Origin of the sequence: Allobosea sp., from assembly GCF_036675845.1 — a bacterium.
Taxonomy (GTDB): Bacteria; Pseudomonadota; Alphaproteobacteria; order Rhizobiales; family Beijerinckiaceae; genus Allobosea.
On the sequence record NZ_JAKFED010000128.1, the window covers coordinates 1 to 18178 of the forward strand.

19 protein-coding genes and 1 pseudogene are annotated in these 18178 nt (G+C 68.8%); 14 read left to right on the top strand and 6 right to left on the bottom strand.

The window, feature by feature from the left end; genetic code table 11:
• Together V6M56_RS13395 and V6M56_RS13400 are read right to left on the bottom strand one after the other, a co-directional pair.
• Window positions 1-149 (bottom strand): FAD-dependent oxidoreductase (locus V6M56_RS13395; RefSeq protein ID WP_442881155.1); only part of this gene is annotated, 149 nt, incomplete at its 3' end.
• 180 nt (window positions 150-329) lie between these two features.
• Window positions 330-1505, bottom strand: a complete 1176-nt coding sequence (locus V6M56_RS13400) for a M20 aminoacylase family protein (RefSeq protein ID WP_332684446.1) — start codon at window positions 1503-1505, stop codon at window positions 330-332.
• Window positions 1506-1730: 225 nt separating this feature from the next.
• Here V6M56_RS13400 and V6M56_RS13405 point away from each other — a divergent pair, with 225 nt between their 5' ends.
• The 3 genes from V6M56_RS13405 to V6M56_RS13415 all read left to right on the top strand — a co-directional run bounded on the left by V6M56_RS13405 (window position 1731) and on the right by V6M56_RS13415 (window position 4058).
• The gene (locus tag V6M56_RS13405; protein ID WP_332684448.1) at window positions 1731-2126 is read left to right on the top strand and encodes a (R)-mandelonitrile lyase; all 396 of its coding nucleotides are present in this window, start codon (window positions 1731-1733) and stop codon (window positions 2124-2126) included.
• Between the two features lie 114 nt (window positions 2127-2240).
• Window positions 2241-3191: a phosphoribosylaminoimidazolesuccinocarboxamide synthase gene (locus V6M56_RS13410; RefSeq protein WP_332684450.1), complete on the top strand. Its 951-nt coding sequence runs from the start codon at window positions 2241-2243 to the stop codon at window positions 3189-3191.
• A gap of 393 nt (window positions 3192-3584) precedes the next feature.
• The gene (locus V6M56_RS13415; RefSeq protein ID WP_332684453.1) at window positions 3585-4058 is read left to right on the top strand and encodes a hypothetical protein; all 474 of its coding nucleotides are present in this window, start codon (window positions 3585-3587) and stop codon (window positions 4056-4058) included.
• 61 nt (window positions 4059-4119) lie between these two features.
• Here the strand turns inward: V6M56_RS13415 and V6M56_RS13420 are convergent, their stop codons facing one another.
• Window positions 4120-5088 (bottom strand): threonine ammonia-lyase, encoded by a 969-nt coding sequence (locus tag V6M56_RS13420; protein WP_332684454.1) that lies wholly within the window; start codon window positions 5086-5088, stop codon window positions 4120-4122.
• A gap of 221 nt (window positions 5089-5309) precedes the next feature.
• Between V6M56_RS13420 and argE the strand changes: the two genes are divergently transcribed.
• The 6 genes from argE (at window position 5310) to V6M56_RS13450 (ending at window position 12828) form a co-directional block, all read left to right on the top strand.
• Window positions 5310-6458 (top strand): acetylornithine deacetylase, encoded by a 1149-nt coding sequence (gene argE / locus V6M56_RS13425; RefSeq protein WP_332684456.1) that lies wholly within the window; start codon window positions 5310-5312, stop codon window positions 6456-6458.
• A 239-nt stretch (window positions 6459-6697) separates the two neighbouring features.
• Window positions 6698-8287 (top strand): ABC transporter substrate-binding protein, encoded by a 1590-nt coding sequence (locus V6M56_RS13430; protein ID WP_442881154.1) that lies wholly within the window; start codon window positions 6698-6700, stop codon window positions 8285-8287.
• Window positions 8288-8478: 191 nt separating this feature from the next.
• The gene (locus V6M56_RS13435) at window positions 8479-9459 is read left to right on the top strand and encodes an ABC transporter permease (RefSeq protein WP_332684458.1); all 981 of its coding nucleotides are present in this window, start codon (window positions 8479-8481) and stop codon (window positions 9457-9459) included.
• Window positions 9460-9476: 17 nt separating this feature from the next.
• Window positions 9477-10430 (top strand): ABC transporter permease, encoded by a 954-nt coding sequence (locus V6M56_RS13440; protein WP_332684460.1) that lies wholly within the window; start codon window positions 9477-9479, stop codon window positions 10428-10430.
• 377 nt (window positions 10431-10807) lie between these two features.
• Window positions 10808-11839 (top strand): ABC transporter ATP-binding protein, encoded by a 1032-nt coding sequence (locus V6M56_RS13445; protein WP_332684462.1) that lies wholly within the window; start codon window positions 10808-10810, stop codon window positions 11837-11839.
• Window positions 11836-12828, top strand: coding sequence for an ABC transporter ATP-binding protein (locus tag V6M56_RS13450; RefSeq protein ID WP_332684464.1), 993 nt, complete (start codon window positions 11836-11838; stop codon window positions 12826-12828). The genes V6M56_RS13445 and V6M56_RS13450 overlap by 4 nt, the downstream gene beginning before the upstream one ends.
• 97 nt (window positions 12829-12925) lie before the next feature.
• Here the strand turns inward: V6M56_RS13450 and V6M56_RS13455 are convergent, their stop codons facing one another.
• The gene (locus V6M56_RS13455; RefSeq protein ID WP_332684466.1) at window positions 12926-14200 is read right to left on the bottom strand and encodes a peptide ABC transporter permease; all 1275 of its coding nucleotides are present in this window, start codon (window positions 14198-14200) and stop codon (window positions 12926-12928) included.
• A gap of 200 nt (window positions 14201-14400) precedes the next feature.
• On the opposite strand from V6M56_RS13455, the gene V6M56_RS13460 reads away from it, so the two are divergent.
• The 4 genes from V6M56_RS13460 to V6M56_RS13475 all read left to right on the top strand — a co-directional run bounded on the left by V6M56_RS13460 (window position 14401) and on the right by V6M56_RS13475 (window position 16653).
• Window positions 14401-14919, top strand: a complete 519-nt coding sequence (locus V6M56_RS13460; RefSeq protein ID WP_332684468.1) for a DUF2478 domain-containing protein — start codon at window positions 14401-14403, stop codon at window positions 14917-14919.
• Window positions 14920-14947: 28 nt separating this feature from the next.
• Window positions 14948-15838 (top strand): formate dehydrogenase accessory sulfurtransferase FdhD, encoded by an 891-nt coding sequence (locus V6M56_RS13465; protein WP_332684480.1) that lies wholly within the window; start codon window positions 14948-14950, stop codon window positions 15836-15838.
• Window positions 15831-16460, top strand: a complete 630-nt coding sequence (gene mobA / locus V6M56_RS13470) for a molybdenum cofactor guanylyltransferase MobA (RefSeq protein WP_332684470.1) — start codon at window positions 15831-15833, stop codon at window positions 16458-16460. The genes V6M56_RS13465 and mobA overlap by 8 nt, the downstream gene beginning before the upstream one ends.
• Window positions 16461-16530: 70 nt before the next feature.
• A complete protein-coding gene (locus tag V6M56_RS13475) occupies window positions 16531-16653 on the top strand; it encodes a hypothetical protein (protein WP_332684471.1) in 123 nt (40 codons plus the stop codon).
• Here the strand turns inward: V6M56_RS13475 and V6M56_RS13480 are convergent.
• Window positions 16643-17062: an SRPBCC family protein gene (locus V6M56_RS13480; RefSeq protein WP_332684473.1), complete on the bottom strand. Its 420-nt coding sequence runs from the start codon at window positions 17060-17062 to the stop codon at window positions 16643-16645. The genes V6M56_RS13475 and V6M56_RS13480 overlap by 11 nt on opposite strands.
• 207 nt (window positions 17063-17269) lie before the next feature.
• Here V6M56_RS13480 and V6M56_RS13485 point away from each other — a divergent pair, with 207 nt between their 5' ends.
• Entirely contained in the window at window positions 17270-17965 is a 696-nt protein-coding gene (locus V6M56_RS13485; protein ID WP_332684474.1) for an OmpA family protein, read from the top strand.
• Between the two features lie 49 nt (window positions 17966-18014).
• Here the strand turns inward: V6M56_RS13485 and V6M56_RS13490 are convergent.
• A pseudogene (locus V6M56_RS13490) lies at window positions 18015-18178 on the bottom strand (IS481 family transposase); the annotation flags it as partial.

The following is an 18178-nucleotide window of genomic DNA, read 5'->3' on the forward strand; positions in this document are numbered from 1 at the left end:
CCGGCATGGATGACCTCGCTGTTGCGGGCCGAGGTCTGGGTGCCGATGCCCTCAGCGGCCTCGGCGATCACGACCTCGCGGCCGGCGAGCGCCAGAGCGCGCGCCGTCGCGAGGCCGACGACGCCGGCCCCGATGACGAGGCAGTCGATGTCCGCCGCGCTCAAGCCCTCCCTCCTTGTGGGGGAGGGTTTGGGAGGGGGGCGACTGGGTGAGAGCTTCCAAGGGAGCGGGCTATCGCAGCCTCGCGGCTGACTACCCCCCTCTCCAGCTCTCCCCCACAAGGGGGGAGAGGGCAGGTCGAGCGTCTACGATGGATCATGAGAATGCGCTCAACCCGCCCGCTGCGGCATCGCGATCTCGACCAGGCTCGCCCAATAGGTCATGCCGACGGGGATCGCCTTGTCGTTGAACTCATAGGCCGGGTGGTGCAGCCCGGCGGACTCGCCATTGCCCATGAAGATATAGGCGCCGGGCCGCTCCTCGAGCATGAAGGAGAAGTCCTCCGAGCCCATGGTCGGCGGCACCTCGGTGTCGATCGCCTCCTTGCCGAAGACGTTCTTGGTCGCGCTGGTGACGAAGTCGGTCTGGCCGGAATGGTTGAAGGTCACCGGATAGCCGCGCTCATATTCGATCTCGAAGGTCAGCCCGAAGGCCTGGCAGGTACCGGCGACGATCTCGCGGAAGCGCTTCTCGGCGAGGTCGCGCATCTCCGGCGAGAGCGAGCGCACCGTGCCCTTGATCACGACATGCTGCGGGATGACGTTGAAGGCCTCGCCGGCCTGCAGCGCCGTCACCGAGACGACGACGGAATCGAGCGGGTCGGCATTGCGCGAGGCGATGGTCTGCAGCGAGGTGACGAGCTGGCAGGCGGCGATCAGCGGGTCGATCGTCTCGTTCGGCTTGGCGGCATGGCCGCCACGGCCCTCGAGCTTGAGCAGGAAGCGGTCGGCCGCCGCCATCATCGGGCCCTTGCGGATCGCGAACTGGCCGATGGGCAGGCCCGGCATGTTGTGCAGCCCGTAGACCTCCTGCACGCCGAAGCGCTCCATCAGCCCGTCCTGGCACATCTCCTTGCCGCCGCCGCCGCCTTCCTCCGCCGGCTGGAAGATCACGATCGCGGTGCCGTCGAAATCGCGCGTCTGCGCCAGGTATTTTGCCGCGCCGAGCAGCATGGCGGTGTGGCCGTCATGGCCGCAGGCATGCATCTTGCCGGGCACGGTCGAGCGGTGCTCGAGATTGGTTTCCTCATGGATCGGCAGCGCGTCCATGTCGGCGCGCAGGCCGATCACCTTGCCCGAGGCCTGGCCCTTGCCCTTGATCACGCCGACCACGCCGGTGCGCCCGATGCCGGTGACGACCTCGTCGACGCCCCATTCCTTCAGCCTGTCGGCGACGATGCCGGCGGTGCGGTTCACGTCGAAGAGCAGCTCGGGATGGCGGTGGAAATCGCGACGGATCGCGCTGATCTCGGGCTCGATCGCCGCGATGAGTTCGGATTTTGGCATCGTATCCTCGGGCAGTTTGGGGCAAGTTCGCAGAAAGCGGGTTGCCGAGGGCGGCAAGCTAGCCTGAGCGGGCGCCCTGTCCAAGCCGATTGCGGCATGAGGGGGCGGAAGCCGAGGAATGGCGGCATGCTGCAGGGCGCCCCTGATCCCGGCGGCCGTCAGGCACCAGATTGCGGGTACGCCGGCGGCGGCGCGCCCATTCGAGGCTAGTTTGCGAGGACCATCATGGACATCAAGCGAAGCGGAACGCAGCCTTCAGGCAAGGGGCCGGCCGAGTATTTCACCGGCTCGGTCCGGATCGACCCGCTGTTCAACCCGCCCGAGCCGGCGCGCATCGCCACCGCGCTCGTGACCTTCGAGCCCGGCGCCCGCACGGCCTGGCACACCCATCCGCTCGGCCAGACCCTGATCGTCACCGCCGGCTGCGGCTGGGTGCAGCGCGAGGGCGGGCCGATCGAGGAGGTCCGGTCCGGCGACGTCGTCTGGTTCCCGCCGGGCGAGAAGCACTGGCACGGCGCCACGGCGACGACGGCGATGAGCCATATCGCCTTGCAGGAGAAGCTGAACGGCTCGCCCGTCGACTGGCTGGAGCAGGTCACGGAGGCGCAGTACCGGGGCTGAGCGCGCGGCAGTGCGGGCGCGCCCCGCTGTCGCCGGGCGCGAAATGGGCTAAGAGCGATGCTGCCGGAGACTGCCTCTCCAGGCGCGATCCCGACCTGACGAGCGATGTGAGCGATGTCCGAGGCGCAGACGATCCGTGAAGCGACGTTTCCCGAGCTGCCGAACCATTATCGCGGCAAGGTCCGCGACAACTACGACCTGCCGGGCGATCGCCGGATCATCATCGCGACCGACCGGCTTAGCGCCTTCGACCGCGCCATCGCCTGCATCCCGTTCAAGGGCCAGGTGCTGACCCAGACGGCGCGCTTCTGGTTCGAGCAGACGGCGGATATCTGCCCGAACCACGTGCTCGACTATCCCGATCCCAATGTCGTGGTCGGGCAGCGGCTCGACATCCTGCCGGTCGAGATCGTGGTGCGCGGCTATCTCGCCGGCACCACCGGCACCTCGATCCTGACCATGTACAAGCAGGGCAGGCGGGAGATGTACGGAGCCCGCTTCCCCGACGGCCTGCGCGACAACGAAGCCCTGCCGCAGGCGATCATCACGCCGACCAGCAAGGCCTTCGACGGCGGCCATGACGAGCCGCTCTCGCCCGCCGAGATCCTGGAGCAGGGGTTGCTGACCAAGGCGCAGTGGGAGACGCTCTCGGACTACGCGCTGGCGCTGTTCGCCCGCGGCCAGACGCTCGCGGCCGAGCGCGGCCTCATCCTCGCCGACACCAAATACGAGTTCGGCACCGACCGCGAGGGCAGGATCGTGCTGGCCGACGAGATCCACACGCCCGATTCGAGTCGCTACTGGTTCGCCGGCAGCTATCCCGAACGCTTCGCGAAGGGTGAGAAGCCCGAGAGCTTCGACAAGGATTTCGTCCGCAACTGGGTCGCCGCCCGCTGCGATCCCTACAAGGATCCGATCCCGCCGATTCCGGACGAACTGATCGCGCAGGCTTCGCAGGTCTACATCCGGGCCTACGAGATGATCACGGGCGAGACCTTCGCGCCGCCGGCGGCCGACCTGCCGCCGCTGGAGCGGATCAGGCGGAACCTGGCGCGCTATTTCTGAGCTGGCGCGCGCTCTCACCAAAGGGTTAGTGCAGGATTCTCTGCGAAAAGCCGGCATCCACTTTTCGCATCCTGCTCTAAGGCGCATAATACGGGCGGCGGAGGGAACAGCCGCGACGCTTGCGCGTTGAAGCTCCACCATCCTTGTCATGAATGGGAGGCCGCCATGCGCCGCCTGATCGTTCTTGCCGCTTCTCTCATCCTCATCGCGCCCCTCGCAGCCGATCGCGCCACAGCGCAGGGCCAAGCCGCCGGCATGGGCGGGCGCGGCGGCGTCGCCCCCGGTGGGAACATGGGGGCCGCCCCCGTCGTCCCGGGCAGAGGCTTCGGCGGTGCCGCCGGCATCGGAGGCCGCGGACCGGTCGGCCCGGGTCCCGGCGGCATGCGCGCGGGCGTGGCCCCGGGCGGAGGCATGCGCGTCGGCGGCGTGGGGGCAGGTGTCGGCGGCCGCGTCGGCGTCAATCCCGGCGGCGCCGGCTGGGGTTACGGCGTCAACCGCGGGTATCGCGGCGCCTATTACGGGCGGCACGGCTACGGAAGGCGCGGCTACTACAACAACAACTGGGGTTGGGGCGGCGCCGGCCTGGCCCTCGGCGTCGCTGCGGCCTATCCCTATTATTACGGCAGGCCCTATGATTACGGCTATCACGACTACGGCTATTACGACGCGCCTTATTACGGCACGCCCTACTATTACGGCGCGCAATATGAGAGCGAGCCCTATTACGAGGCGCCGGCGTCCTCGGGGATCGGCGGCTATTGCGAGACGCCCGTCCGGACCTGCAAGCTGATCAACCCCGCCGTGCTCGGCGTCGGCTGCTCCTGCCGCGTCACCGGCGGACGCGCCCGCGGAACCGTGATCCCGTAGCGATAAGGCGAGGAATCCGGAGGGCCGCGCGAACTCGCATTCGCGCGGCCCTCCGGCCCGCTCAGACGCCGAACTGCTTGCGCCAGGTCTCGATGTCTTCCAGCGCGACGTTCGAGCCGCACAGCACCAGCGCGACGCGCTCGCCCGGCTTGAAGCTGTCCTTGCGCGCCAGCGCCGCCGCGACCGTGCAGGAGGCGGCCGGCTCGAGCAGGACGCGGCCGTTCTGCAGCACCCAGAGCAGCTCGCGCACCGCTTCCGCATCCGGCACCAGCACGATCTCCTCGAGGAATTCGCGGGCCGCCGCCATGGTCCGCTCGGTGGCGAAGGGCGCGCCGAGCGTGCGCGCGATCGAGGTCGGGCGGATCGGCACCGGCTTTCCGGCCTCGAGCGCCTGCGTCATCGTCGTGGCGCCTTCCGTCTCGACGCCATGGATGCGCACGGCCGGGTCGAGCCCCTTCAGCGCCGCCCCGACGCCGGCCGCAAAGCCGCCGCCGCCGATCGAGATGAAGACATGGTCGAGCCGGCCGCCGGCATCGGCTGCGAGCTCGAGCCCGACCGTGCCGTGACCGGCGATGATCGCCGGGTCGTCATAGGAGTGGACATGGGTCATGCCCTTGCCCTCGTATTCCTCCGCCTTCGAGAAGGCGGCGAGCGCGTCCTCGCAGAGCTCGACCTCGCCGCCGGCCTCCTTGGTCAGGCGGATGTTGAGCGGGGCGACATTCTTCGGCATCAGCACCAGCGCGCGGATGCCGAGCATGCTGGCGACCAGCGAGACGGCGATGGCGTGGTTGCCGCCGGAGACGGTGACGACGCCGCGCGCCTTCTCGGCGTCGCCGAGGCCTAGCAGCTTGTTGTAGCAGCCGCGCACCTTGAACGAGCCGGCGAGCTGCAGGCTCTCGACCTTGACCACGGTCTCGACGCCGAGCCGCTCGGACAGGCCGGCGCTGAGGAAGGTCGGCGTGCGGCGCACCTTGCCGGCGATGCGGCTGGCGGCGGCCTGGATGTCGGCGAGGGAGACGTCGAAGGACATGGTACGGAGCTTTCGTCGGAGTCGGTGCGCGCGCAGATGAGCGCGCCCGGCGCGGCCCGGTCAAGCGGCGCGGCCACATCGCATCGGGACGGATCGTCCGGATGCGAAAAACGGGGTCGCCGCCCCGGCGCCATGCTCTGGCGGCGATTGACCTTGCGCCGCGCCCGGGTAGCCTGCCGGCGCGATCATGCCTGTCGGCCAGTCTCTGGAGAATCCTGCCCGTGCGCTACACCCCCAAGGAAATGCTGGCCAAGCTGGTCTCGTTCAACACCGAATCGCAACGCAGCAATGTCGAGCTGATCCATTTCTGCCGCGACTATCTCGCCGCCCATGGCGTCGGGAGCACGGTGGTGCCGAGCCCGGACGGCCTGAAGGCCAATCTCTACGCCACGGTCGGCCCGCAGGCGGATGGCGGCGTCGTGCTCTCCGGCCATACCGATGTCGTCCCGGTCGAGGGCCAGGACTGGAGCTCCGATCCGTGGACGCTGACCGAGCGCGACGGCAAGCTCTACGGCCGCGGCTCCTGCGACATGAAGGGCTTCGACGCGATCGCGCTGGCCCTGGTGCCGGAGATGCTGGCGGCCGGGCTGAAGCGCCCGGTCCACATCGCGCTGTCCTATGACGAGGAGGTCGGCTGCATCGGCGCCCGCCACCTGATCGACGCCATGGCCGCCGCCGGGCTGAAGCCCGCGGCCGTGATCGTCGGCGAGCCCTCGATGATGCAGGTCGTCACCGGCCACAAGGGCGGCACGCGGATGAAGACGACGGTGCGCGGCCATGCTGTGCACTCCAGCCGCGTCGATATCGGCGTGCCGGCGGTGATGGTCGCGGGCAGGCTGATCGCCTGGCATGACGAGGTCATGGACGAGAACAAGGCGCAGGCGCAGGCCGGCAACCCTTTCGAGCCGCCCTATTCGACGCTGCATGTCGGCGTCGTCGAGGGCGGCACTGCCGTCAACATCACGGCCGAGCATTGCGCCTTCAGCCATGAGGTCCGCGTCATGCCCGGGGACGATGCCGACTATGTCGCGCGCTACCGCGCCAGGATCGCCGAGCTCGAGGCGTCGATGAAGGCGATCGCGCCTGAGACCGGCATCGAGATGGAGATCACCTCCCAGACACCGCCGCTCGGCCCGGAGAAGGGCGGGGCGGCCGAGACGCTGGCGCGCCGCCTCACCGGCGACAATGGCAGCCATGTCGTCGCCTATGGCACCGAGGGCGGGCTGTTCCAGGGCGCGGGCTGGTCGACCGTGGTCTGCGGGCCCGGCGACATCGCCCAGGCGCATCAGCCGGACGAGTTCATCACCGTCGCCCAGCTTGAGGCCGGGACGGCCTTCGTGCGCGCGTTGATCGCGGACTTGGCCCGCTGACGGCGCAGGGCGAGGGCCTCGCATGCGGCGGAATTCGGCGGGCTTCGCAGGAACGTGCGCGGCGCGCTTTCCTATCGCAATAAAGTTCGATCTGGAACAAAGCCAAAGAGCCGCACTGGACGCGGGCTTCGAACCGCCATTAATCTGCCGCCTTCCTCAGACTGCCGCCAATGCATGTGGCAGTCCGGGCGCCGCTCCTGGGGAGGAGTGGGTAACAACCAATCGGGAGAACGCTCTTCATGTCCTTCAAGACCCATTGCCTGGCGGCCGTCGCGGCGCTGGCCCTGATGTGCGGCACGGCTCAGGCGCAGACCCTGCGTTATGCCAACCAGGGCGAGCTGAAGTCGCTGGACCCGTATACCGTCAACGAGACGACGACCAACGCCCATCTCGGCCACCCCTATGAGGGGCTGACGGCGCGCGGCAAGGATCTCAAGATCGAGCCCGCCCTCGCCGAGAAATGGGAGGTCTCCGACGACGGCCTGAAATGGCGCTTCTTCCTGCGCAAGGGCGTCAAGTTCCATGGCGGCGAGGACTTCACCGCCGACGACGTGATCTTCTCGGCCGAGCGTGTCCGCGCCCAGGGCTCGAACTTCACCACCCGCATCCCGACCAGCGCCAAGTTCGTCAAGGTCGACGACCATACCGTCGACGTCATCCTGACCGCGCCGAACCCGATCCTGAACGCGCAGTGGGACACCTGGTACATCCTGTCGAAGAAGTGGGCGGAGGCGAACAACGCCGTCGCGCCGACCCCGGCGGCGGCGACGACGCCGAGCTATGCCTCGCTCCACGCCAACGGCACCGGTCCGTTCAAGATCGAGAGCCACCAGCCGGGCGTGAAGACCGTCTTCAAGCGGAACGAGAACTACTGGAAGAAGCTCGACAGCAATATCCAGGAGATCGTCTTCACGCCGATCACCTCGGATGCCACGCGGGTTGCGGCCTTGCTTTCCGGCGAGGTCGACGTGATCGAGCCGGTTCCGACCCAGGACATCCAGCGCGTCAACGCCTCGGGCAACGCCCAGGTCATGACCGGGCCGGAGCTGCGCACCATCTTCCTCGGCTTCGACCAGACCCGCGACGAGCTGCTGGAATCCAGCGTCAAGGGCAAGAACCCGTTCAAGGACGTCAGGGTCCGCCAGGCCTTCTATCAGGCGATCGACATCGAGACGATCAAGAGCCGCGTCATGCGCGGGCTGGCGACGCCCTCGGCCCTGATGATCGCGCCCGAGCTGTTCCCGCATGCCGGCTTCACCCGCGCCAAGTTCGACACGGAGGCCGCCAAGAAGCTCCTGGCCGAGGCCGGCTATCCGAACGGCTTCGAGGTCGGCATGGACTGCCCGAACGACCGTTACGTCAATGACGGCCAGATCTGCCAGGCGGCCGTCGGCATGCTGGCGCGCGCCGGCATCAAGGTGAACCTGAACGCCCAGCCCAAGGGCCAGTATTTCGCCAAGGTGCTGAAGTCCGGCGGCTACAAGACCTCGTTCTACCTGCTCGGCTGGACGCCCGGCACCTTCGACAGCCACAACGTCCTGAACGACATCCTCGGCTGCCGCGATGTCGCCGGCTCCTCGCGCGGCGAGTCCAATCTCGGCAACTACTGCAACAAGAAGGTCGACGAGCTGACCGACAAGATCCTGGTCGAGTCCGACAAGGCCAAGCGCGACGCGATGATCAAGGAAGCTTTCAAGATCACGGTCGACGAGTTCGCCTACATCCCGCTGCACCAGCAGGCGCTGGCCTGGGGCGTGTCGAAGAAGGTCAAGCTGACGCAGCGCGCCGACAATTCGGTGCTGCTCTACTACGCCAGCAAGGAGCCGTGAGGCCGACGGCGCGCGGGTGACGAGCCCGCGCGCCTCGTTCAGGGCTTGATCGCGTCATTGCGAGAAGGCGAAGCCGACGAAGCAATCCAGGGGCGGCAGAGCGCAGCGACTGGCGCGGTTGCTGGATTGCTTCGCTTCGCTCGCACTGACGGATCCGCCGCCTATCGCGTAAACTCCAGGCTCCAGGTTCCATGCTCGCATTCATCCTGCGTCGGCTGTTCCAGTCGCTCCTCGTCATGCTGGCGGTGGCGCTGATCGCCTTCGCCATGTTCCGTTTCGTCGGCGATCCGGTGAACCAGCTCGTCTCGCTCGACACGCCGCAGGACCAGGTCGCGCAGATCCGCAAGTCGCTGGGGCTCGACGATCCCTTCGTCGTCCAGTTCGCCCGCTACATCTACAATGCGATGCGGCTCGAATTCGGCGTTTCCTACCAGTTCCGCCTGCCGGTGGTCGCGCTGCTCGGCGAGCGCGCGCCGGCGACGCTGGAGCTCGCCTTCATGTCGGCGGTGTTCTCGCTGATCGTCGGCATCCCGATGGGCGTCTACACGGCGCTGCGCCGCGACAGCTGGCTCGCCAAGCTCTTCCAGGCGGTCTCGCTGATCGGCATCAGCCTGCCGACCTTCCTGATCGGCATCCTCCTGATCTACCTGTTCTCGGTCACGCTCGGCCTGCTGCCCTCCTTCGGGCGCGGCGAGGTGGTCAAGATCGGGGATTGGTGGACCACCGGCCTGCTCACCGTGTCCGGCTGGAAGGCGCTGATCCTGCCCTCGATCACGCTCGGCCTGTTCCAGATGACGCTGATCATGCGCCTGGTCCGGGCCGAGATGCTGGAAGTGCTGCGCACCGACTACATCAAGTTCGCCCGCGCGCGCGGCCTGAAGACCCGCGCCATCCATTTCGGCCACGCGCTGAAGAACACGCTGGTGCCTGTCATCACCATCGCCGGCCTGCAGCTCGGCTCGATCATCGCCTTCGCCATCATCACCGAGACGGTGTTCCAGTGGCCGGGCATGGGCCTGCTCTTCCTGAAGGCGGTGCAGCAGGTCGATATCCCGATCATGGCGGCCTATCTCATCCTGATCTCGTTCCTCTTCGTCAGCATCAACCTGATCGTCGATCTGCTCTACGCCGCGGTCGACCCGCGCCTGCGGGCGACGGTCGGCTCGCATTGAAGGCGGGAGGACAGACAATGACCGCTCAGACCCCGCCAGCCACCCCGTCGACCAAGCCGCCCTCGCTCTGGGCCCGCTTCCTCGACAGCGACGTGCTCGCCAGCTTCCTGCGCTCCAAGGTGACGATGGTCGCCGCCCTGATCGTGCTCGTCATGTTCATCGGCGCGGCCTTCTCGCCCTGGATCGCGCCGACCAACCCGTTCGACCCGGCCTCGGTTTTCCTGGCCGACGCCAACATCCCGCCGGCCTGGCAGGATGGCGGCGATCCGCGCTTCATCTTCGGCACCGACGACCAGGGCCGCGACCTCTATTCGGCGATCCTCTACGGCTTGCGCGTCTCGCTGATCGTCGGCGGGCTCGGCGTCGCGCTGGCGGCGACGATCGGCATCACGCTCGGCCTGCTCGCCGGCTATCTCGGCGGCCGCGTCGACTCGCTGATCATGCGCATCGCCGATGTCCAGCTGACCTTCCCGGCGATCCTGATCGCGCTCCTGATCGACGGCGTCGTGCGCGGCGTCTTCACCGGCGCGAACCGCGAGGACACCGCGCTCTATGTGCTGGTGGTCTCGATCGGCCTCAGCTTCTGGGTGCAGTATGCCCGCACCATCCGCGGCTCGACCCTGGTCGAGCGCAACAAGGACTATGTCCAGGCGGCGCGCCTCGTCGGCTTGCCGGCGCCGCTGATCATGCTGCGCCACGTCCTGCCCAATGTGATCGGGCCGGTATTGGTCATCCTGACGATCAATCTCGCGCTGGCGGTGATCACCGAGGCGACGCTGTCCTTCCTCGGCGTCGGCCTGCCGCCGACCCAGCCCTCGCTCGGCACGCTGATCTCGATCGGCAACCGCTATCTGTTCTCCGGCGACTGGTGGATCGTCGCCTTCCCGGGCCTGACGCTGGCGATCCTGGTGCTCGCCGTGAACCTGCTCGGCGACTGGCTGCGCGATGCCCTCAATCCGAGGCTGCGATGAGCAGGACCGATGCGGAAAACCGGCTTCCATTTCCTCGCATCCCGCACTAGCGCCCCGGCTCCGGTCGCAGGCTGCAGCAGGGCAGGGCGGGGTTGCCATCGGCCGCCAGGGCAGCTGGCGCGGCCGCTTCCGCGCCCATCCGAAGCCGAGGGGAACGCCATGAATCGCAACCACGACGCCATGGCGGGCGCAGCAGCTGGAGCATCGGGCCGAAAAGTGGAATGCACTTTTCGGCAAAATCCGATGCTGAGACAAAAAGATGGATCGCCACCCCGCGTCCGAACGGGCGCGCGGCGATCCGGAGGCTTCCGCAGCGCGCCCGGCGCTCAGGCGATCGCTTCCTCGTTCCGCTCCTCGCAATGACGGGAAACAGTGCCATGACGGCTCCTGAACAGAACCAACCCGTCCTTTCCGTCAAGGACCTGACCGTCGAGTTCGTGACGCGGCGCGGCACCTTGCGTGCGCTCGACAAGATCTCCTTCGACATCGCCCGCGGCGAGGTGCTCGGCGTGGTCGGCGAATCCGGGGCCGGCAAGTCGGTCACCGGCTCGGCCATCATCGGCCTGATCGATCCGCCCGGCCGCATCGCCGGCGGGCAGGTCGTGCTGTCCGGCCAGCGCGTCGACAGTCTCTCGCCCGACGCCATGCGCAAGATCAGGGGCAAGCGCATCGGCATGATCTTCCAGGATCCGCTGACCAGCCTGAATCCGCTCTACCGCGTCGGAGAGCAATTGATCGAGACGATCCAGACCCATACCGATCTCAACGCGGCCGATGCCCGCAAGCGCGCCATCGCGCTGCTCGACGAGGTCGGCATCCCGGCGCCGGAGCGGCGCATCGACGGCTATCCGCACGAATTCTCCGGCGGCATGCGCCAGCGCGTGGTGATCGCGCTCGCGCTCTGCGCCGAGCCGGAATTCATCATCGCCGACGAGCCGACGACGGCGCTCGACGTCTCTGTGCAGGCCCAGATCATCGCGCTCATCAAGCGGCTCTGCAAGGAACGCGGCACCTCGGTGATGCTCGTCACCCACGATATGGGCGTCATCGCCGAGACCGCCGACCGGGTCGCGGTGATGTATGCCGGCCGCATCGCCGAGATCGGCCCGGTGCGCGACGTCGTCAAGCAGCCGCTGCACCCTTATGCGGTGGGGCTGATGGGGGCGATCCCCTCGATCGAGGGCGATGCCGAGCGGCTGGTGCAGATCCCGGGCTCGATGCCGCGGCTCTCCAACATCCCCAAGGGCTGCGCCTTCAACCCGCGCTGCTCGAAGGCCTTCGACCGCTGCTTCGTCGACCGGCCGGAACTCATCAATGTCGGCGGCCGCCAGGTCGCCTGCCACCTCTACGACCAGTCGCAAAGTCCGGCTGGCCGAAACCTGACCAGCAAAGCGGAGATCGCCGCGTGACCGAGGCTCCCTTCGTCCAGGTCCGTGACCTGAAGCGCGTCTTCGACGTCTCCAAGCCCTGGCTCAACCGGGTGCTCGAGAGCGCGCCGAAGCAGTATCTCAAGGCGGTCGACGGCGTCTCCTTCGACATCCGCAAGGGCGAGACCTTCGCGCTCGTCGGCGAATCCGGTTCGGGCAAGTCGACTGTGGCGCGCATGGTCGTCGGCCTGCTGCCGCCCTCCGGCGGCACGGTGAGCATCGCCGGCGTCTCGATGAACGACGTCAATGTCGCGCAGGAGCGCCAGCGCCTGCGCCGCCGCATCCAGATGATCTTCCAGGATCCTTACGCCTCGCTGAACCCGCGCTGGCGCGTCGGGCGGATCATCGCCGAGCCGATCCGCGCCTTCGAGATCATCCAGGGCGACCGCGAGATCGAGGCCCGCGTCGGCGAACTGCTCAGCCTGGTCGGCCTGCATCCCGACGACGGCAAGAAGTTCCCGCACGAGTTCTCCGGCGGCCAGCGCCAGCGCATCGCGATCGCCCGCGCGCTCGCCTCCAATGCCGAGTTCATCGTCTGCGACGAGCCGACCTCGGCGCTCGACGTCTCGGTGCAGGCGCAGATCCTCAACCTGATGCGCGACCTGCAGCAGAAATTCGGGCTGACCTATCTCTTCATCTCGCACAATCTCGCCGTCGTCCGGCACATGGCGACGCGCATCGGCGTGATGTATCTCGGCCGCCTGGTCGAGGTCTCGGAGGGCAAGCAGCTCTTCTCGGCGCCGCGCCACCCCTACACCCGCATGCTGCTCGAGGCGGTGCCCGACCTCGCCATGGTCGGCAAGGCCCATGAGGGCGTGAAGGGCGAGATCCCGAACCCGATCAGCCCGCCATCGGGCTGCACCTTCCACCCGCGCTGCCCGCTGGTCTTCGACCGCTGCCGGGTCGAGAACCCGCCGGTGATCGACGGCGTCGCCTGCCATGCGGTGAACCAGGGCAGGGAGGCGGCGTAACCGCTGCCGTCATTCCCGGGCGGAGCGAAGCGCAGACCCGGGAATCTCCGGAAAAGAGATGGCCGGCTCAAGGCCGACCATGACGCGCGTGCCGGCCTTACCGGCCTGCCGCGATGGTCGGCGCCTTCGGCCGTCGCGAGAGCGGCGCGACCGGCCGCTCGGTGCGGTACTGGCCGCGCGCGATCGCGGTGAAGAGCAGGGCGACCGCGGTCAGCGTCATCAGCCACCAGGTCTGGAACGAGGCGAAGCCGAGCGCCGCCAGCGAGAAGGCGGTGGCATAGGCCGCGACGCCGCCCGCCGCCAGCGCGCCGGGCATGCGGCCGGCGGCGCTGATCGCGAAATACAAGGCGAGCGCCGCCGTCGCCGCGCCGACCAGCCCGAGCTCGTACCAGGTCTCGAACAGGATCGTCGTCGGCGCCTCGAGCGGCAATGCGCCGGTGATGCGCCCGCGCAGCACCGTGTCGAGCCCGTGGCCGGTGATGAGCTGGACCGGCCGGCTCGAGATGATGTCGGCCCAGATGTCGAGCCCGACCGCGACCGTGCTGAAGGCGTTCGGCGAGAGCCGCAGCAGCGGCGCCAGCAGGAAGGGCAGCAGCGGCGCCAGCAGCATCAGCCCGGCGATGACGCCGCCCACCAGCCTGGCGCCGAAGCGGCGATTGGCGCTGACCACGCCGAAGGCGATGGCGCCGAACAGCATCGCCGCCGCCTCGCCATCCTCATAGCGGGTCAGGGCGAGCAGGAAGACGACGAGCGCCAGGCCCAGCGCGGTGAGCCCGCGCTCGCGCGAAAGCAGCCAGGCGAGCGCCGGCCAGGACATGATCAGCACGACGCTGACCCCGCGCTCGACGCTGCCGGCCTCGTTGCCGGCGCGCGAGCCGACCGGGCTCAGCGCTTCGGTCAGCAGCAGGCCGAGCGCCAGGATGGCGGCAAGGCCGGCGCCGAGCGCCGCGAGATTCAGGTTCGAGGCGCGCATGCGCTCGGGCAGGGCGGCCGCCCCGGCAAAGCCCAGCCCCACGGCGAGGAAGAGATTGCCGGCCTTCTCGCTGGCCGAACCGGTATAGGGGCTCCAGACCAGCGACAGCACCGCCCAGGCGACGAGGGCCAGCAGCGTCAGTCCGGCCATGCCGGAGAGCGAGCTCTTCAGATTGTCGCCGAAGCGGCGCGGGGCCTCGATCAGCGCCGCGATCACCAGCAGCACGACGCCGATCGGCGCCAGCACCACCGCGGCGCGGCGCGAGACCAGCGAGGCCAGCGGCAAGGCGAGCGCCAGCGTCGCAAAGCCGATGCGGCGCAGCAGCAGGGCGGCTGAGGCTGCAGGATCGAGCGGGGTCGGAGCGTTCGGGCGGATCATCGGCGGTACGCGTTCGAGCACAAGGCCGCGTCTCCGGAGGGTTCCCCCGCGTCAGCCCTCTGCCACCCTAGCGGCTGCCGGCGCCGGCGACTGTAGGTGCGGCGCAACAGTGGCGATGCATCTCGCCGGCAGGTCGCGGCCAGGCCGCGGGCGGGCCGCGCCCGGTGGTGCGGCGAAAGCCCACTGGCCGCGCGCCGTGATCCATGAGATGAAAGGTCGACATGACCGCTCCACTCGCCGCGATCGTCTACGCCTCCGGCTTCCCCATCGACGAGTTGATGGCGGAAGTCGCCGCCCGCCTGAGGCAGGAGGCCGTGCGGCTCGGCGGCGTCGTCCAGCACAATCAGGACGACTGCCTGCGCGGCTGCGCCAGCATGGCGCTGGAGGATCTCGCCTCGGGCCGGCGCTTCGCGATCAGCGAGGACCGTGGCGCCGGCGCGACCGGCTGCCGGCTCGATGCCGCCGGGCTCGCCGCCGCGGGCGGCGCCGTGGCGAGCGCGCTCGAAGGCCAGGTCGACCTTTTGATCATCAACAAGTTCGGCAAGCAGGAAGCGCTCGGCCAGGGCCTGCGCGCCGAGATCGCCGCCGGCTTCCTCAGTGGCCTGCCGCTGCTGACGGCGGTGCGCGAGGACATGCTCGCCGCCTGGGGCGAATTCGTCGGCGAGGCCTGGCAGCGCTTGCCGCCGGAGCGCGACGCGGTCGCGGACTGGGCGCTGGCGAGCCTGCGCCAGGCTGCCTGAACCCTCGCAGGGAGCTTTGAATCCGGTGCTGCCCCGCAGTGACTTCCTCGACGACTACCTGGTCCGGCCCGACCCGGCGGCGGCGCGGCTGGGCGCGACCGTGCACGGCATCGACCAGACCGGTGCTCCGGTCGAGACGCGGGTGGTGACCGAGCGGGCGCTGACGCTCTATCTCAACGCCCAGGAGATCGTCACCATGATGACGATCGGCGACCATCCCGACTATCTGGCGCTCGGCTACCTGCTCAACCAGAACATGCTGAAGCGCGGCGACGTCGTCGAGGGTGTCGACTATGACGAGGAGCTCGAGGTCGTGGTGGTGCGCACGCCCGCGCGCACCGATTTCGAGCAGAAGCTGAAGAAAAAGACCCTGACGTCCGGCTGCGCGCAAGGGACGGCCTTCGGCGACCTGATGGAGGCGATCGACGAGATCGCGCTGCCCCGCGCCGAACTGCGCACGAGCTGGCTCTATGCGCTGACCCGCAAGATCAACACCACGCCCTCGCTCTATCTCGAGGCCGGCGCCATCCATGGCTGCGTGCTCTGCGAGCAGGACAAGCCCTTGGTCTACATGGAGGATGTCGGCCGCCACAACGCCGTCGACAAGGTCGCCGGCTGGCTCTTCCGGCACGATGTCGATCCCGGCAGGATGATCTTCTACACCACCGGCCGCCTGACCTCGGAGATGGTGATCAAGACCGTGCGCATGGGCATCCCGATCCTGGTCTCGCGCTCCGGCTTCACCGAATGGGGCGTCGAGCTCGCCCGCAAGGCTGGGCTGACCCTGATCGGCCGGGCCCGCGGCAAGCGCTTCGTCGCGCTCGCCGGCGAGGACCGCATCGTCTTCGACCAGGATCTCGACAGCGTCGAGGAGGAGGGCGGCAAGCATCGCCGCAAGGGAGCGGGCGGCGATGACTGAGGTGCCGCCTACCCTCGGCCTGCTCCTCGCCGGCGGGCTCGCCCGCCGCATGGGTGGCGGCGACAAGCCGCTGCGGACGATCGCCGGCCGCACCATCCTGGCGCATGTGATCGAACGGCTCGCCCCGCAATGCGACGGGCTGCTGGTCAACGCCAATGGCGATCCGGCACGCTTTGCCGGCTATGGCCTGCCGGTCGTCGGCGACAGCGTGCCGGATTTCGCCGGGCCGCTCGCCGGCATCCTCGCCGGGCTCGACTGGCTGGCGGCGAACCGGCCGGAGGCCGAATGGCTGGTCAGCGTCGCCGCCGACACGCCGTTCATTCCGCGCGATCTCGTCGCGCGGCTGCATGCGGCGCGGGAGGCGGCGAGCGTGCCGCTCGCCTGCGCCGCCTCGGGCGGCTGGACCCATCCGGTGATCGGGCTCTGGCCGGTTTCGCTGCGCGAGGCGCTGCGCCATGCGCTGACCGTCGAGGACGAGCGCAAGATCGACCGCTGGACCGCCCGCCACGGCGTCGCCAGCGCGCAGTGGCCGACCGAGCCGGTCGACCCCTTCTTCAACGCCAACCGCCCGGAGGACCTCGCCGAGGCGGAGCGACTTCATGTCCGGCTGGGCGCTGGTTGATCGCCCCTGTCGGAGTGATTAGCTTCAATCCAGAGGCGATGCCTGTTCGCGCTCTTTTGGGGGAAGCAGCATGAAGTCCTTCGTCGTCGCCGTGGTCTTCGCCGTCGCAGCCGCCTATGCGGCGAGCCTGGTGCTCGCAACCTTCCAGCGCCCCGTCGAGGTCGCTTACGCCACCGGCAGCGTCAGGCTCTGAGGCCGCTCCGGCCCTCCAGCAGGGCCTTCAGCTTCTCGAGGTCGCTTGCCACCCAGGCCGCATCGCGCTCGAATTCCTCCTCGCTCACTGCGGCGCGGCGATAGAGCGTGAACACCAGTTCGCAGCCGTCGCCATTGGCGAGGAGCCGCATCGGATTGTGCATCGGCGCACCGTTCTCCGGCATGACACTGTGGTCGAGCACGCCGTGCTGGTTGCGGGCGCTGAAGCGCAGCGTCATCGGCCCCATCGGCGTCTCTGCCCGCCAGTCGAGCCCGCCGGCCGGCTCGAAGGAACGGCCGAGGCCCGATGCCCATTGCGGAAAGTTCGCCGGCTCCGCCAGGAACTCGTAGGCTTCGGCGAACGGGCGTTCGATGGCGATGCCGATATGGCGCGCGGGCTGGACCGCCATGGTTATCCTCCTTGTTGACCGGAACATAAAGGGAACGTTAGCGGCTTCCGCCCGCCGACGCCAGAGGGCTGTCGCCGGCACTTGCACGCGGCGCGGCGGCATGGTCGGCTGCGCTCCCGCCGGATTCGCCGCAGGCGCCCCCGCATGGCCTGTCCGCGTTGCGGCGCCCGGCAGCGGCGGGAGCGAGGAAGCGCGAAGGCAGGCCTGATGAGCGACATCGCCGACGCCTCGAGGAAGATCGCCCGGATCGCCGGCTATGGCGCCGCGCTCGCCGCGGGCGTGATGGTGGTGGCCGCGCTGACGCTTTGGCTGCTGGATCTCTTCTTTCCCGCGCCGTTGCCGCCGCCGACACCGCCGCCCGCGGCCTTGCTGCATCCGGCCGACGCGCCTGCACTGGCCCCTGCACTTTCGTCTCGAGCTTCCTCCGCGCGTTCGCTTGCGCCTGCCTCCATGCCGCGGCCGGACCAACTGCCGCGGATCAGGGTCGAGCTCGCCGCGGAGATCGCCGGCGGCAAGGTCACGGTCGATCCCTTCGGCGGCTGGATCGCGATCCGGCTCGCCAGTCCGCTCGACTTCCGGCCCGGGCGCGCCGACCTGCTGCCCGGCTTCGCCGCACTCGGACAACGCATCGCCGCCATCCTCGAGCGCGAGCCGGGCATGGTGCGCATCGTCGGACATACCGACGACCGCGCCCCGCCCAGAAGCGGGAAGTTCAAGGACAACCAGGCGCTCTCGGCGGCCCGCGCGGCGGCTGTCGCCGACTGGCTAGGTACCGGCATGAGCGATAAGACCCGCCTGAGCGCCGAGGGCCGTGGAGCGAGCGAGCCGATCGCCGCCAATGCGACGGCGGATGGCCGCGCCCGCAACCAGCGCGTCGAGGTGCTGGTCACACGGGCGCAGTGAGGCAGGAGCGCCTTTCCGCAGACCAGCCTTCATTGCGAGCGTAAAGTGTTCAGTCCGGGGACATGGATGACGGGTGTTCGGAGAGATGGATGACGGTTTGGGTGTCGGTCAAGTCGATGGTCGCGATGCGGTGGGCGGCGAAGAAGACGCCGTAGCGTCCATCGGTTGAGCGGGGGCGGATGGCGAGGCGTTCGCCGCAGAAGGCCTGGGGGA